The 15,380-nt window shown below is 69.8% G+C and carries 12 protein-coding genes and 1 pseudogene; 9 read left to right on the forward strand and 4 right to left on the reverse strand.

Annotated elements, in window-relative coordinates:
* The first annotated feature begins 302 nt into the window (after nt 1-302).
* Nucleotides 303-977: a hypothetical protein gene (locus H5J26_RS10975; RefSeq protein WP_181765594.1), complete on the forward strand. Its 675-nt coding sequence runs from the start codon at nt 303-305 to the stop codon at nt 975-977.
* A 16-nt stretch (nt 978-993) separates the two neighbouring features.
* On the opposite strand, the gene H5J26_RS10980 is transcribed toward H5J26_RS10975, so the two are convergent.
* The gene (locus H5J26_RS10980; protein WP_181765595.1) at nt 994-2,808 is read right to left on the reverse strand and encodes a helix-turn-helix domain-containing protein; all 1,815 of its coding nucleotides are present in this window, start codon (nt 2,806-2,808) and stop codon (nt 994-996) included.
* A 462-nt stretch (nt 2,809-3,270) separates the two neighbouring features.
* Here H5J26_RS10980 and H5J26_RS10985 point away from each other — a divergent pair, with 462 nt between their 5' ends.
* Nucleotides 3,271-4,650 (forward strand): MFS transporter, encoded by a 1,380-nt coding sequence (locus H5J26_RS10985; RefSeq protein ID WP_181765596.1) that lies wholly within the window; start codon nt 3,271-3,273, stop codon nt 4,648-4,650.
* Nucleotides 4,651-4,716: 66 nt separating this feature from the next.
* A complete protein-coding gene (locus tag H5J26_RS10990) occupies nt 4,717-6,210 on the forward strand; it encodes an AMP-binding protein (RefSeq protein WP_181765597.1) in 1,494 nt (497 codons plus the stop codon).
* A gap of 141 nt (nt 6,211-6,351) precedes the next feature.
* Here H5J26_RS10990 and H5J26_RS10995 read toward each other — a convergent pair whose 3' ends face one another.
* Nucleotides 6,352-7,191 carry a patatin-like phospholipase family protein gene (locus H5J26_RS10995; protein ID WP_181765598.1) on the reverse strand — a complete coding sequence of 280 codons (840 nt, stop codon included), beginning with the start codon at nt 7,189-7,191 and terminating at the stop codon, nt 6,352-6,354.
* A 131-nt stretch (nt 7,192-7,322) separates the two neighbouring features.
* Here H5J26_RS10995 and H5J26_RS11000 point away from each other — a divergent pair, with 131 nt between their 5' ends.
* The 4 genes and pseudogenes from H5J26_RS11000 to H5J26_RS11015 all read left to right on the forward strand — a co-directional run bounded on the left by H5J26_RS11000 (nt 7,323) and on the right by H5J26_RS11015 (nt 10,526).
* A complete protein-coding gene (locus H5J26_RS11000; RefSeq protein WP_181765599.1) occupies nt 7,323-7,970 on the forward strand; it encodes a TetR/AcrR family transcriptional regulator in 648 nt (215 codons plus the stop codon).
* Between the two features lie 148 nt (nt 7,971-8,118).
* Nucleotides 8,119-8,208, forward strand: a pseudogene (locus H5J26_RS11005) (dihydrofolate reductase); the annotation flags it as partial.
* Between the two features lie 287 nt (nt 8,209-8,495).
* Nucleotides 8,496-8,939: a PaaI family thioesterase gene (locus H5J26_RS31430; protein WP_181765600.1), complete on the forward strand. Its 444-nt coding sequence runs from the start codon at nt 8,496-8,498 to the stop codon at nt 8,937-8,939.
* A 312-nt stretch (nt 8,940-9,251) separates the two neighbouring features.
* Nucleotides 9,252-10,526 (forward strand): PP2C family protein-serine/threonine phosphatase, encoded by a 1,275-nt coding sequence (locus tag H5J26_RS11015; RefSeq protein WP_181765608.1) that lies wholly within the window; start codon nt 9,252-9,254, stop codon nt 10,524-10,526.
* A gap of 83 nt (nt 10,527-10,609) precedes the next feature.
* On the opposite strand, the gene H5J26_RS11020 is transcribed toward H5J26_RS11015, so the two are convergent.
* Together H5J26_RS11020 and H5J26_RS11025 are read right to left on the reverse strand one after the other, a co-directional pair.
* Nucleotides 10,610-11,617, reverse strand: a complete 1,008-nt coding sequence (locus H5J26_RS11020; protein WP_181765601.1) for a helix-turn-helix domain-containing protein — start codon at nt 11,615-11,617, stop codon at nt 10,610-10,612.
* Nucleotides 11,618-11,978: 361 nt separating this feature from the next.
* On the reverse strand, nt 11,979-13,289 hold the full coding sequence (locus H5J26_RS11025; protein ID WP_181765602.1) for an AI-2E family transporter: 1,311 nt from the start codon (nt 13,287-13,289) through the stop codon (nt 11,979-11,981).
* A 385-nt stretch (nt 13,290-13,674) separates the two neighbouring features.
* On the opposite strand from H5J26_RS11025, the gene H5J26_RS11030 reads away from it, so the two are divergent.
* Together H5J26_RS11030 and H5J26_RS11035 are read left to right on the forward strand one after the other, a co-directional pair.
* Nucleotides 13,675-14,928, forward strand: coding sequence for a pyroglutamyl peptidase (locus H5J26_RS11030; RefSeq protein WP_181765603.1), 1,254 nt, complete (start codon nt 13,675-13,677; stop codon nt 14,926-14,928).
* Nucleotides 14,929-15,161: 233 nt separating this feature from the next.
* Nucleotides 15,162-15,380 (forward strand): ATP-binding protein (locus H5J26_RS11035; RefSeq protein ID WP_181765604.1); only part of this gene is annotated, 219 nt, incomplete at its 3' end.

Consider the following 15,380-nt stretch of genomic DNA (forward strand, 5'->3'; position numbering starts at 1 on the left):
CTCGATGTTGCCGGCGCCCGAGACCGCGACGCGGACATCGACGAGCTGGCCCTTCTCGTGCCGGCCAAGTGCCCGAACAGGCAGAGGGCCTCGGTCGACACCGGTCAGACCGAGGCTCCTCGAGCAGGGAATTCGGCAGCCAAGTACGCAGCTCAGCACGCTGGTTGCGGCAACCACCCCGCGGGCCTTTCCGAGAACACCGACCCGAGTTCGCTACCGGCAGGCAGGAAGCGTCTTGGACGTTCACGCCGTCCCGAGGGATTCCGATTGCGTGGCCACCGAGGTGCCGGTCGACTGCCGCCATGGTGCAACAGGACGAGCAGGCCGGGGCGTATCTGCTCGCGGAGTTGGATGCGACGCCGCTTGCCGAGCTGCGGCGGCGCGCCGCGATCGTCACGGCGCTGTCGGGTGGCCCCGCGTCCTTCTCGCAACCCTCCGTCTCCTACCGGGTGGACGGCGCGACGCGGTTCGCGTGGAACGACAGCGGCGGTCAGTCCGTCCACTGGTACTTCACCGACGACGGCCGGGCGCTGCTGCTCGCGTTCGAGCACGAGGGCGAGCTGAACGTCCCCGGACCGGTCGACGACTTCGCGCTCCAACTGACCTACTACCGGGGCGTCCCCGACGATCTGCTGCGGTACGCCGCGGACCGCACACCGGCGTACGAGAACCTCACCCTGACCGACCCCGAGACCGGTGCGACACTCCTGACGGCGACCGGGGTGTGCTGGTACGACGGTGCTCACTGGCACGTCGCCGACGGCCTGTTGGAGCACTGCGCGGAGGAGGGCATCGACCTCGACTTCGAGTCGGGGCTCGACCTGAGCCCGTACGTCCTCGACCGGGACTTCACCCCGGAGTCCTACCTCGACCACTACTACTACCGCGACGAAGGGGACAACCTGGCGGCCGCCGAGCGTGCTGCCGCGCTCGACAGCATCCGCCCCGTCTTCGCGCAGTACCCGCCGTCCGGTTGACGGCCCACGAGCCGACTCAACTCCGGGCGCCGGAGCTCCTCCCTTCGAGCGCCCCCCGCAACTCGTGGAGACGGACCGCCAGGTGGAGGCGCAGGGCGGAGTCCGGCGAGCGCCAGTCGTCGCCGAGCAGGGTCCCGATCCGGTCCAGGCGCTTCAGCAGGGTGTTCATGTGCACGTGCAGGGAGCGAGCGGTCTGGCTCAGGTTCCCCGCGTGGGCGAAGTAGGCGGCAGTCGTGGTGACGAGGTCGGTCGAGCGTCGCCGGTCGTACGCCAGAAGCGGGCCGAGGACTTCGTCGAGGAACTGGTCGAGGTCGTGGGCGCGTTCGGGGTCGAAGACGAGCGCGTACATCGCGTACTGCTGTGTGGTCGAGCCCCGGTCGGTCTCTCCCAGGGAGCGCATCACCTCGAGGCAGCGCCGTGTCAGGGTGAACGAGCGTGACCGTTCCTGCCCCGTGATGCGATCGGCGACCACGAGTACCGGCTCCCCGAGCGTGCGGCGCAGCCGGTGGTGGAGGGCGCCTGCCGCCTCCTGCACATCGTCGGCGCGCAGCAGCATCGTTGCCTGGCCGAGGTACTCGCCGGCCAGCCCGGACCACTCGGGCGAGACGGCGTTCAGCTGACGCACGACGTCGCCCGGCGACTTCCCGGGGCAGTCGGCCACGACGAGGACGTCGAGGTGATCGACGTCGACCCCACGGGTGAGTGCCCTGTCGCGCTGTGCAGGGTGGACGGGGGGACGTGACAGCAGTTCCATCAGCAGCTCTCCGCAGACCCGTTCCTCTGCTTCGACCCGAGCGTCACGCATGAGGATCAACAGGCCCATGATCTGGGCCGAGCGCTCAAGCATGCGGATGTCCGGCGGCTCCGGCGCGGCATGGCGCGTCAGGGACAGCGAACCGAGGTGGCTGCCGCCGGCCTGGATGACCGCCACGCTGTGGACAGCGCCGTCCTCACCCTCTGCGGTGGCGCACCGCCCGGTCCGCCGCGCCGCTTCGAGCAGCTCCGGTGCCGGTTCCCAGCCGGTGTCCGCGGCGTCTCCGCCGAAGGAGCGGCTTGCGACGACTTTGTCGTCCCGGTCCAGGACGGTCACCATGCCCCGCAGGTGCTCGACCAGAACCTGCGCGAGGTCGCCCGGCCCGCCGCCGGTCAGCACCACGTGAGTGAGCGCCTCGTGAACTGCCGCCGCCCGCTCCACCGTGGTGACCTGGTCCTCGATCGTGCGGTACGCCTCTTGAAGCCGCTGCACCGAGATGCGGCTCTCCTCGTAGAGCCGCGCGTTGTTGAGGGCGATCGCGGCGTGGTCGGCGAAGGCGCTGAAGAGAGCCACCTCGTCGTTCTCGAAGGGCCGTTCGGTGCGGTCGGCGGCGAAGAGGACGCCGACCGCCCGCTCGCCCACCAGGAGCGGTACGCCGAGGAGGGCCATGAGCCCCTCGCCGGCCACGAGCAGGTCGAAGGTGGGGTTGTGGCTGAGGGCGCGGGCCTCGCCGTAGTTGCTGACCCAGAACGGGGCTCTGGACTCGATCACCCGGCCGCCCAGACCGTCCCCCGGAGGCATGCGCGCCGATGAGAACTCCGGCGAGATGGTGCCCGCCGAGGCTCTGAGGGTGAGGTTCCCCTCCGCGTCCAGGAGCGACAGGTAGGCGAAGTCGCTGCCGATCAGCTCGTGGGCGTGCCTGACGATCGAGGGGAGGACCTCGTCGACCTCGCCGAGCGCCGCCATCGACCGGGCCGTCGCGTACAAGCTGCTGAGCTCGCGCTCGCGCCGCAGCCGGTAGGAGGCCAGCTCGTCGTTGTCAGCGGCGCGCTGCGTACCGGAATCCATGTGTGCCATCAGTACCCCTACGACGGACCAGGGTGGAGATTTCACACACCTTGAGGTCGTCAGGAGTGTATCTACTTTCCATCTGATGGAGCGCTTGCGCGGCTCTAGTCTCACCACACGCCACACGGCCGTGATGCACGTCGCAGTCGCCCGTCACGCAGGCCGTGAGGAAGCTCGAGGGAGAGGGGAGCCAGGTGGAGTTCGATTCCCGCGGCGAGGTCGCGCATGTCACCGGGGCCCGAGGTGGACTCGGGCGGTCCCTCGTCCTTGCTCTGGCTGCTCGCGGAGCGCTTGTGGTCGTCACAGACCCGGGCACGTCCTTGCCTGGTGCTCTCGAAGACGCGAGCCCGACCGCTTCGCCGCCGTGTGGTGCGCTGCCCGGCCCGAGCCGGTAGCGGGCCGCTGAGAACCCGGAGAGGCCTCCCGGCCGACGTCCGCCGACATCTTCCTCCCAACCCCTAGGGATCCCGCATGACTTCCTCTGCGCAGGCGCACGTCCGCGGCTCCGCTCCCGCTCCGGCGGCCGAGAGTCGCAGCTCTTGGAAGCTGCTCGCGGCCGGGCTGATCGGCAGCTCGATCGAGTGGTACGACTTCTTCCTGTACGGCATGGCGGCGGCGCTGGTCTTCCCGCACGTCTTCTTTCCCGACTCGTCCCCTCTCATGGGGACGCTGCTGTCCTTCAGCACGTTCTGGGCCGGTTTCGTGGCCCGGCCCCTCGGCGGGCTCCTCGCCGGCCACTTCGGTGACAAGTACGGCCGCAAGCCCACGGTCGTGGTCTGCCTGGTCGGAATGACGGCCGCGACCTTCCTCATCGGGTGTCTGCCGAGCGCCGCGAGCGTCGGCGTACTCGCTCCGACCCTGCTGGTGGCGCTGCGCTTCCTCCAGGGGATCGCGGCGGGAGGCCAGTGGGGCGGAATCGCGCTCCTCCTCACGGAGTCGGCCGCTCCGAAACGTCGCGGGTTCGCAGGCACCTTCGGTCAGACGAGCGTCCCGGTAGCGGTCATCATCGCCAACCTGATCCTCATCGCGGCCAGCACCCTCGTGCCGAGCGACGCCTTCCTGAGCTGGGGCTGGCGCATCCCCTTCCTGCTCAGCATCGTGATGTTCCCCGTGGTCCTGTTCATCCAGAAGAAGGTCGAGGACACCCCCGACTTCCGGAAACTGCAGGACGAGGCGGCACAGAAGCAGCAGGCGACCGTGGTGCGGGCGCCCCTGAGCGAGGCCGTACGCCGCAACTGGCGCCTCATCCTCCTCGGCTGCGGCACCCTCTCCGCCACGAACAGCCTCTTCTACGTCAGCATCACCGGCCTGCTGAGCTACGGCACGACCACGCTCCACATGGAGCGGAACTCGCTGCTGACGGTCACCCTGCTGAGCTCGGCGCTGATGACGGTGGTCCTTCCCTTCGCGGGGCACCTGTCGGACCGGTTCGGGCGGCGGATCCTGATCCTCGTCGGCGGACTGGGGGTGGCGGCCTGGGCCTTCCCCTACTTCGCGCTGGTGGGGACGAGGTCGGCGCCGTTGATCTTCGTCGCGGTCGCCGTCGGCTTCCTCTTCCAGGGACTGACCTACGGTCCGGCCGCCGCGTTCCTCGGGGAGCTCTTCGCGCCGAACGTCCGCTACTCCGGCGCCTCCCTCGCCTACCAGCTCTCCGCCATCGTCATCAGCGGCGGCACACCGATCCTCATGACCGCCGTGATCGCGGAGACGGGGGCGACCACCCTGGTCGCTGCCTACATCGCTCTGATGGGACTCATTACCTTCGCCAGCGCCTGGTTCCTGCCCGAGACGAACCCGGCGGAGGTGCGCGCGGACCCCGACGCGCTCCCCGGAGAGCACCTCTACCGCTGACCTGCGGCTGATCTACGACTGGCCGGTCGGCCCGCCCACTCCACGTACGACGAAGAGAGACTGCACATGTTCACGCCCGGAGTCGGTTTCCCCCTCGGTGACATCCCCGGAGCGCATGCGGCGGAGCGTCCGGACGCCGTCGCGGTGCGCGCAGACGGCGAGGAGCTGACCTGGGAGCAGCTGCACCGGGCGAGCAACTCCGCCGCGCGCGGCCTGAGGGTGTCCGGTGTCGAGCGGGGGCGCATCGTCGCCCTGATGCTGCCGAACGGCCTGGACGTCGTGGTGGCGGCCTTCGCCTGTCTCAAGATCGGCGCCGTCCCTCAGCCCCTCTCGACGGGACTCGCGCCCGCCGAGGAGCAGGCGATTCTCGAGCTGTCCGATCCGGGAGCCGTCGTCGGCGTCGAGGACGGTGTGCTCCTGGGCGACGGCCGATTCCGGTCCACCACCGTCGCAGAGCTGCGCCGGCTCGGCGGAGCGGACGCCGACCTCGCGACGGAGATCGCTCCGTCGTGGAAGGCGCCGACCTCGGGAGGATCCACCGGCAGGCCGAAGATCATCCTCTCGGGCTCGCCGGGAACGTTCAAAGGCTTCGATACGGAGATCTGGGGGCTGAGGACCGGTGAGCAGGCACTCGTCACAGCGCCCGTCCACCACAACGCGCCCTTCTCGACGACCATGACGACCCTGTTCAACGGCGGCACCGTCACTCTCCTGGGCAAGTTCGACGCCGAGCGGGTACTGGCCGAGGTGGATCGGCATGCGATCACCTGGGTGTATCTGGTGCCGACGATGATGCGGCGCATCCTGGCGCTGCCCGAGCAGACCCGCGAACGGTACGACCTCTCCTCCCTGGTGTCGGTGTGGCACTGCGCGGAACCGTGCCCGCCCGCGATCAAGCAGGCGTGGATCGACTGGCTGGGGGCGGAGAGGATCTGGGAGCTCTACGCCGGAACCGAGGCCCAGGCCGGATGCACCGTCTCGGGTACGGAGTGGCTCCGGCACCGCGGCTCGGTGGGCCGTGTGACCTGGGGTGAGATCAAGGTCGTGGCGCTCGACGGCACGCCGGTCACCGAGCCCGGGGTCACCGGTGAGGTCTTCATGCGGGTCGTTCCGGGCAACCCGCCCACGTTCCGCTACATCGGCGCCGAATTGAAAGAGACCGACGGATGGTCGACCCTCGGCGACATCGGTGAGTTCGACGCGGAGGGTTACCTCTACCTTCGCGACCGCCGCTCGGACATGCTGCTGGTCGGCGGTGTCAACGTCTATCCCGCCGAGATCGAGAGCGCACTCGCCGAGCACCCGGACGTCCTGTCCAGCGCGGTCATCGGACTGCCGGACGCCGACCGTGGGAACCGGATCCACGCCATCGTCCAGGTCGACCAGGGGCGCACGACCACGGCGGAGGAGATCAGCTCCTTCCTCGCCGCCCGGCTGTCGTCCCACAAGCGGCCCAGGTCGATCGAGGTGGTCGACACCCCGCTGCGCAGCGCGGCAGGCAAGCTGAGGCGCTCCGCGCTGCGAGCCCAGCGTCTGCCCGACGCGGAGGCTGCCCGCTGACCGGCCGGCGGCCACCGATCCCCGGCCGAGCAGGCGCCCTGCGAGGCCGGAAGGTCCACGCCGTCGCCTGTGGCGTCAGTACGGAGGAGCAGTGCGCGGCGTCTCGTAGTTCCGTCGTACGGCAGCCACGGCGCCGGACGCTCAGCTGTGCCAGATCGCGTGGACGCGCTCGGCCTCTGCGGCGGCTTGTCGCCGACCGGCCCGCGCCGCACCCGGAATGCGAGTCGCGTCCAGGGGGTTGGGGCCGAACGCACGGCGGGCTGCTCTGTCCGGGACCAGCAAGGCGACCTGCGTACCGTCGGCTGCCAGTGAGGCCACCTGGTCCGTAGCGCTCGGGCTTGCCCCGGGCCCCTTCGGTATCGGCGCCAGCACGACGGCCCTTCGGTGGCCGTGCACCAAGTCGGCGTTGGTCGTCGAGCGCACGCCCCCGTCCACCCAGCGCCGCTTTCCGACCGTGATCGGCGGGAACAGCGGGGGCAGCGCGCAACTGGCCGCCACCGCCCTCACCAGATCGACCCCGCTGCGGGCGGTGAAACCAGTGGGCTCGCAGGTGACCGCCTCCACCGCGAACAGCCGCAGCGGCCTCTCCGGCCAGACGGTGACCGGGAGTTGAGAACCGATCGCGTCGAGGACCTCGGTCTCCGGCACGTCGCGCACGGACAGTGCCAGCCTGCACAGGCGCTTGAGGACGGTCTCCGGATCACGCGAACCGAGCGCCGCCCACAGGTACTTGGCGGTCATGGCGAACGTGAAGTCCACGTCCAGCACGACGCGCTCCCCGCTGACCTGCCCCTGGTAGAGGTCGGCCGGCGCCGTTCCCGCGGCCAGCTCGACTGCGAGTAGCGCACCGGCAGATGTGCCGGCGAGCAGGTGGGCGTCGCTGAGATCCACACCGGCCTGTGCCAGCCCTGCCAGCACACCGGCCTGCCACGCGTACGCGGTCAGGCCGCCCCCTCCCAGCGCCAGTGCCGCATCCGCCACGCCCACCTCCCCGCTAACCGGGGACTACTCCCCGGTTAGCGGGACGCTAGCATCACAACCGGGGAGTGGTCCACGCTTGCATGGGATCCGAAGAGTTGGGTGCATGAGATGACGGTCGGCAAGGAACCCCGATGACCCTGCGCCGCGACGCACAGCGCAATCGGGAGGCTCTACTTGCCGCCGCGCGCGAGGTGTTCGCCGCGTCGGGCCTCGACGCCCCGCTCGACGTGATCGCCCGCCGTGCCGAAGTCGGCAATGCGACGTTGTACCGGCACTTCCCGGACCGGGCCGCGCTGGTGGAGGCGGTCTTCCACGACCTGTTGGCCGAGAGCCGGCGCCTGGGCGAAGAGGCGCGCACCAGCACCGATGCGTGGACCGGTCTGACCGGCTACCTGGAAGGGATATTCGCGGGCCTGGCAGCCAACCGGGCCGCCAACGACCTGATGACCACGGGCATCCAGGGCGTCGCCTCCCTCGATGCCCTCAATGTCCACAACCGCGAGACGATCGACATCCTCGTCTCTCGCGCCCAGGAGCAGGGCATCGTGCGCGATGACGTCGTGGCCGAGGACCTGCTGTTCCTTCTGGCCGCACTCGGCAGGGTCGTGCCGGCCTCCGCCTCCGTCGTTCCCGATTCATGGCGGCGCTACCTCGCTCTCCTCCTCGACGGTCTTCGCACCCAAGCTGCCCGGCCGCTGCCCGCGCCGCCCCTCGCGCCCGACCAACTCGGCCGCGTCCTCCACGACCTCGGCCCCCACAAGGCCAGGAGTTCGCGGTGAAGGCCCACCGGCACGCCGCCGGGGCACGTCGGGACGTCCGGGCTCAGAGGGCGCAGTCTCGGCCCGGGGGCTCCCGCGAGCCGCGATGAGTCCTGCGGCGTCCGGCGGTCGAGACTTCCGAACGCGTCGTCGCCGAGGAGGACTTCTGATGCGCAGAGTGACCTGTTCGATGGCCGTCTCACTCGACGGTTACATCGTCGGGCCGGACGGCGGCTTCGACTGGACGGCGATGGACGAAGGCCCACGCGCCCGGGGCTTGTTCGTCGTGCGACTGCTCCAGTTCGCCGGACGGTCGCGCGCCCGATCCGTCCCAAGTGCTGTTGTCCGAACGGTGACTTGATCGGTGGCCCGCCCGTCCCTGCCGCCCGTTCTGGCACCCGTGACAGCGGTGCCATGATGATCGCCATCGGCGGGTTCCTCCTGCTGGAACGTCTGGCCGGGCAGCGCCCCCGCCGCACTCGCGCCCGGGGGCAGCACCACGCCCCGCCTGCGAGACCGGCCGCCAACACCGTTCAAGGAGAGCCCGTGGAAGACCCCACGCAGCAAGAACAGGCAAGCCCCGAGGTGCGGAAGCGCATCCAGGAAAGCTTCGACCGCCAAGGGCTGATGGGCCATCTCGGCGCCCGCATATCCCACATCGGACCGGGATGCGTTCGCATCGTCCTGCCCGCTCGGCCCGAAGTCACCCAGCAGGACGGCTACTTCCACGCGGGCGCCACCAGCGCCATCGCCGACACCGCGGGCGGCTATGCGGCCTTCACTCTCTTCCCGGAGGACACATCGGTGCTCACCGTGGAGTACAAGGTCAATCTCCTGTCACCCGCCGTCGGCGAATACGTCGAAGCTGTGGGGACGGTCCTGAAGCCCGGCCGGACCCTGACCGTGTGCCGGCTGGAGGTCTTCGGCGTCAAGGACGGCCGGCGGAAGCTCGTCGCCACCGGCCAGCAGACACTGATCTGCGTGAGCTGACCCCGTCGAACGAACTGACCTGAGCCACCGATCAGGACACCGTCCGCACCCAGATGACCAGGAGCCGCCCCTTCGTCGCCGCAAGATCGCTGCGGGCTCGACGCCCCTGGAGGCTCCGCCGGCCCTGAGCGGCAGCGGCCCGTCCCCCTCGGCTCACCCCGACGGGTCATCAATGTTGGCGGCGAGAGCCTGGAGCGGCACATCCTGGCTGGGAATGGAAGCTTTCCTGGCCGTTCTGCCCCCCCCGGCAGGTCCACCTGGAGGGCCGACGCCTCGACGTCGACGGGAAGGGCACAGCGCGTGGCGGACAGCATGGGTTGGGTGAGTGACCTGCTCGCGGCTGTGCAGACGGCACAGCCGGCGAAGTCGGTCGCGGTGCTGGCGAGGGTTCTGCGGGAGCAGCTCTCCGCCGAAGAAGTCTCCTTCCTCATCACGGACTTCGCGGGCGACTCCGTGGTCCGGTTGACAGGGTCGAAAGAGCAGGGCGGCACCGTCGCGCCCGAGCCGATCGCCCTGCCCGGCACGGTCTACGAGCGGGTGATCCGTTCCCAGCAGATGTGGGTGAACGCCGAGGGGCGTACGGAGGACGAGGCCGGGCGGCGCAGTACCCGGATCGTCGCTCCGGTGACCGACAGGGGGGACGCGATCGGGCTCCTGGCGCTGACTCTTCCCACTCCCCCCGACGGCGAGTCGCTGGAACACATCTCGGAGGCCACGCGTGTGCTGGCGTACGCCGTGGTCGTCAACAGGCGCTTCACCGATCTGTACGAGTGGGGGAGGCGGACGACCCGGATGTCCCTGGCCTCGGAGATCCAGCACCGTCTGCTGCCCGAGTCCTTCACCTGTGAGGCCGGGCCCTTCATCATCGCCGGGTCGCTGGAGCCGGCAGCCGATGTGGGCGGGGACACCTTCGACTACACCCTCAACGGTCACGGCCTCAGCATGTCCCTGACGGACGCCATGGGCCACGACGTGCGGGCCGCGCAGCTCGCCACCGTCGTCCTGGCCGCCATGCGCAACGCGCGCCGCGCCGGTCTGGATCTCGTGGCGCAGGCGGAAGCCGCCAACAGCGCCGTGTTCGATCACGCGGTGCGCGAGCACCGGGCGGTTCTCGACAGGACGGCTCAGGTGAGCCAGGCGCTGGCCGAGCACGGTGCCCAGGCGATGGTCACGGGGCAGCTGCTGTGGGTCGAATTCGACACCGGGCGCACCGAGTTCATCAACGCAGGCCACGTCTGGCCCCTGCTCCTGCGCGACGGCCACGTGGAAGAGCTCGCCCCGGTCGTCGACCTGCCGTTCGGTATCGCACCGAACACCGAGTACCGCGTCCAAAGCATCGACCTGCGCCCCGGTGACCGCCTAGTGATGATCACCGACGGCATGCTCGAGCCGCACGGTCACGAGAGCGTGCTGCATCGCCTGATCAAAGAGACGGCCACCCAGCACCCGCGTGAAGCAACGCGCCTCTTCACGCAGTCCGTTCTGCATGCCAGCGACCGCAATCCCCGAGACGACGCCACAGTGCTCTGCCTGGACTGGCCCCGCCCTGGACAGTCCCCCCACGGCACGTCGCCCCCCTCGCCGTAGAGACACCTGGACGCACCCCGAACCTGGACACCCGTACGCAGCGAGATGATCCGGCCCGAGCGCCGGACGTCACCGGTCGGGCGTCACGTGCTGAGGATCTCGTCGGGGCTGACGCCGTACACGTGGCGGTAGGAGGTCGCGAAGTCGGCCGGTGTGGAGAAACCCCAGCGCGCGCCGATGTCATCCACCGTCACTCCGTCGTCGGCACCCTCACCTTTTCCCGCGGCCAGGAGGTCGAAGTGCGCGCGGTCCAGGCGGACACCGCGCAGGCTGCCCAAGGGGGTGGTGGTGTGGTGCCGGGCGAAGGCGATCTGCAGCGCCGCGGGACTGATGCGGGCCGCGGCGGCCATGTCGGTCAGGCCGATGTCGTTGTCGGCGTTCTCCTCCATGAACGCGATGGCTCTGCGTACGGCGCTCGGCGTGGCATCGCCGCCGTCTGCCGAAGTGGGCTGCGGCCCCCCGGTGTTGGGAAAAGTGATCAGCGCGCTCTCGGCGAGGCTGCGGGCGATGTTGCCGCTCACCAGCGGCTCGTACATCGCGCCCTGCCGGGCGTCGAGGAGGCGGCGCGCACGTGCGACGGCCCTGCGCCAGTGGTCGGCCAGACCGGCGGACGCGGGCTCCATGCCGGTGAAGTGGACCGCGCTGCCCGGCTGGTCCTCGGTGAAGCCCGCGGTCCGCTTCAGCAGGGCCTGGCTCAGATTGACCGAGCAGTACTCGGTGTTGTGCACGTGGACGGTGTAGGGCTTGTGCGGCGGTGGATTGGCGGCCGTGTCACCGGGCCCGGTGCGTCGGGCTCCTCCGCTCCACTGGTGCTCCATCCAGCCCGTCATCACCTGGAAGACCGCCAGATTCTCCAGAGGTCCCACGTCGAAGGTGGCGTCCATGCCCAGAGCCAGGTCGTCCAGCGCGAACGAGCCGCAGTCGTAGCGTGTGTGGCTGATGAACTGATCGTGCTCGGTGCCTCTCAGGTGCAGATCGCTCCCATAGGCGTCGCTGAGGAACTTGCGGCCCAGGTCGAGGTCACTGGTCTTGAACACACGCCGCATGGGCAGTCCGCGGACCGAATGGTTCAGCTCGGCGGTAGCGTTCATAAGCTTTCCAGTCAGAAGCGCAGGGTCCGTGCCGTCAGCTGCCCGTACGCGTCGCTGCAGGCGGTGAAGAAGCGGTCGGGGCTGACGCAACCTCGGTCGGTCGCGACAGCTGAGGTCGTCAGGTCTGTCACCGCAGATGACGATCCGACTGCTCCACTCGTACGGGCTGCTCCTACATCAGGCCTCTTCGTCACCCCTCGCAAACACGTCGAAACCGCTTATAACACCTCACTAGCGAGGCTACTCCTCGTCAGTGAGCACGCTCGCGGGCCGAGGCGCAGCGCAGGCCGGATCACGGCGGAGACAGTAGGCCGCCGGTTCGGGCCTGAGAGAGGGTGCGCAGGTCAGAGACCGGTTCCGGTCAGGGAACCGGCCTCTTCGATGTGGTCGGTCCTGCTGTCGTCGGCAGGGCGGGCGCTCGTCGGTCCTCGGAGTAGGCCTTCAGATAGCCGGCCGCCGTGTTGATCACCGCCATCAGCGGTACGGCGACCACGGCGCCGGGGATTCCGGCGATGAGGCTCCCGGCGACCACCGCGAGGACCACCGCGAGCGGATGTACGCGCACCATCCGGCCGAGGATGAACGGCTGCAGCACGTGGCCCTCGAGTTCATTGACCAGCGCGACGACGGCCGCAGCGAGCACGGCGGTGAGGAGGCCGTTGGTCACGAGCGCCACCAGTACGGCCAGCGCACCCGAGATGGCGGCGCCGACGATCGGCACGAAGGCGGCGATGAAGATGACGACGGCCAGGGGCACCGCCAGCGGCACGCCGAGGATCAGCAGCCCCAGGCCGATGAAGACGGCATCGATGAGGGCGATCAGCACGGTGCCGCGTACGTATCCGGTCAGGGTGGCCCAGGCGAGCGGGCCGGCTCCGGCGACACCCTCGCGGGCCGCACTCGGCACCAGCTTGAGCACCCAGTTCCAGATCCGGGCGCCGTCGTAGAGCAGGAAGAGGCTGATGAACATCGTCAGCGCCACCCCCGAGAGGAACCCCACCAGGACGGTGATGCCCGCGAGCCCGGCTGAGGTCGCTGTCTCGCTGTGGTCGCCGAGCCACTTGCTCAGGCTCTTGCCGATGTTGTCGACCTGCTCCTCGGGAACGTGGAACGGGCCGTCGATCGCCCAGCGTTGCATCTCGTCGATGGCTTCCTGCACCCGGTTGGTGAGCGTCGGCAGGTTGTCCGTCACCTGCCAGGCCACGAACCAGCCGATCAGGCCGATGGCCACGAAGCCGGCGACGAACGTGATCGCGGTGGCCAGCCCCCGGCTCACGCGGTGTCGCTTGAGCCAGGCGACCGTTGGCTGCAGCAGTGCCGTGACCAGCAGTCCGGCGGCGAAGGCGAGGACGAGCAGGCTGATCGCGCCGATGATCCGGCCCAGCACCCAGATGAGTGCGGCCAGCAGCAGCAGCCGCCATGCCGCCTCGGCCGCGACCCGCAGGCCCCAGGGAAGTGCCACCGAGGGCACGGGCCGTCCGGCGCCCGCCGGACGGCCGGGAGGCGGCTCGGTGCCCGGCGAGGGTGACGGCTCAGCTGCCCCAGTGACGGGCGCCTCGGCCCCACCGTCGCTGGTCGCCTCTTCCTCGGCCGACTGCTCGGCTCGTCGGCCGAGGATCCTGGCGGCAAGGCGTGCAACGCCGTCGCGCAGTCTGTCAGCCCTGCTCGTCATCGTGCGTCCTCCGCCTCCGCAAACCCGTCTGAGATGGTGCGGTGCTGCTGGACCTGGACGTTACCGGCGGCGAGGTTGCAGACGGGAAGGGCACGCGATGGAGCACCCGACGCATCGGCCATCGGCATCCAGGCCCTAGGGGCGGACCAACTGGCCCGGCGCCGGCCTGCCGCCCGCCGGAGCAGTGCCCTCTCTGTTCCGACGCTGCTCGGCGGCCGTGCCGTGAGTCCGGCCGGCCCGGAGGTCGCTGCGTCGAAGGCGGCTGAACGTGCGGGACGGGCGTCACATGCTTTGATCATCGAGTGACAGGGGTGTTCGAGCGCTGCCGAATACCGGAGACTCTCGCCGTCATCCCAATTGCCGATGCCAAACGGAGGATTCCCGGATGCGCGGACCGCGTGTACAGCTGGCGGCAGTCGTCGTCGTGAGCATGGCTCTGCCCGTAACGCCTGCGCTGGCCGAGCAGCCCGCCGGGTGCACCGACGCCTCGGTGCAACTGACGGTGGAGGAGCAGCGCTTGGCCAAGTCCGTACCCCAGGAGATCCTGCAGCGTTCCGGCTTCGACTCGGTGGCTCCGGGCTTCACCAAGGCCCTCTGCGGTGCGGATTCGTACCGTCAGGCGCAGCAGTTGGTGGTGCGGCACGGGCAGCGGCTGTGGCAGCGCGCCGTGGACCGGGCCCAGGGGCGCGGCCCGGAGGGCGGGGACCTGAGTCGAGCGGATGACCGCCCCTTGTACTGGGCGCGGCTCGGGATGACAGGGGCGTTGCGGCAATGGCAGCCCCGCTTCGAGCTCTCCGACGACCGGCGCACGGCACTGCTCGACCGGCTGGAGCGCAGCTCGCGCGGTCAGGACGCCATCGGCTTCCCGGGCGGGAAGGACAAGCACCTGAAGCGAATGCTGGTCACCGGCTTCGACCCGTTCACGCTGGACGAGGACATCCGGATCAGCAACCCGTCCGGGGCCAACGCGCTGGCGCTCGACGGCACGGTCGTGCGCACCAAGGCGGGCCGGGTCAGGATCGAGACGGCCATGTTCCCCGTGCGCTGGGCGGACTTCGCCCGCGGCACGGTCGAGCAGACGCTGCGGCCGCACCTGCCGAAGGTGGACCTGTTCACCACCGTCAGCCAGGGCCGGCCAGGACGGTTCGACGTCGAGCGCAACAACGGGGCCTGGCGGGGGACCTTCCCCGACAACGACAACGTCTCGGCCCCCGGGACCGTGCCGGTGTCCGACCCCTCGACGCAGCCTCAGTGGACGACCACCACGCTTCCGTACCAGGACATCGTGTCCACCCCGACGGGCCGGTTCCCGGTGAAGGACAACACGGAGGTGGTCGAGATCCCGGCGGGCGAGAGTGAGCCGGTGACGCGGCCGGACGGTCCGACAGAGGGCTCCACCGCACGTGAGGGCGGTGGCGGGGACTACCTGTCCAACGAGATCGCCTACCGTGCGACGCTGCTGCGCGACCGTCTCGGTCTGAGCATCCCCGGTGGCCATGTGCACACCCCGGTCCTCGAGTTCGGCTCGGACAACACCGATCCGGCCACGGGCAAGATCACCGACCCGGAGTTCCTCAAGAACCGGCAGGACATCATCGACCAGGTCCGCTCGATCATCAGGGTGGCGGCCGAGCACTGACGCCGGCCCTCCGCCCGGGCTTCGGAACGAGGCGGCGTGACGTGACGGCGTTACGTGACGGCGTGAGGCGTGACCTGACGGCGTGACGACGTGCCGGATGCGTACCGAAGCCGGGCAGGGACGCTCAGCCTCGCAGCCCCGCAGCCAGCTCGGTAGCCCGCTCTTGCGGCGGTGCTTTCCGGCGATCTCTTTGTACCGTTCTTCCGGGACCGGACAACAGGGGGACGGTGGGGATGGACGGTGTCACGATCGGGGACCGCGTGGCCGGGCAGGCCGACCGGTTGGTGGGGCGGAGCCGTGAACTGGCGTTGTTCGGCCGGGTCCTGGCCGGGACGCTCGACCGCAACGTGTTGCTCGTGCACGGTCCCGGCGGGATCGGCAAGACCGAGCTGCTGCGCGCTTCGCTCCGCAAGTCCGGCATGGACGGCTACATGTTCCTGCGTCCAGGACCG

The sequence above is a fragment of the Streptomyces albidus (ex Kaewkla and Franco 2022) genome, from assembly GCF_013870515.1.
GTDB classification, from domain to species: domain Bacteria; phylum Actinomycetota; class Actinomycetes; order Streptomycetales; family Streptomycetaceae; genus Streptomyces; species Streptomyces albidus.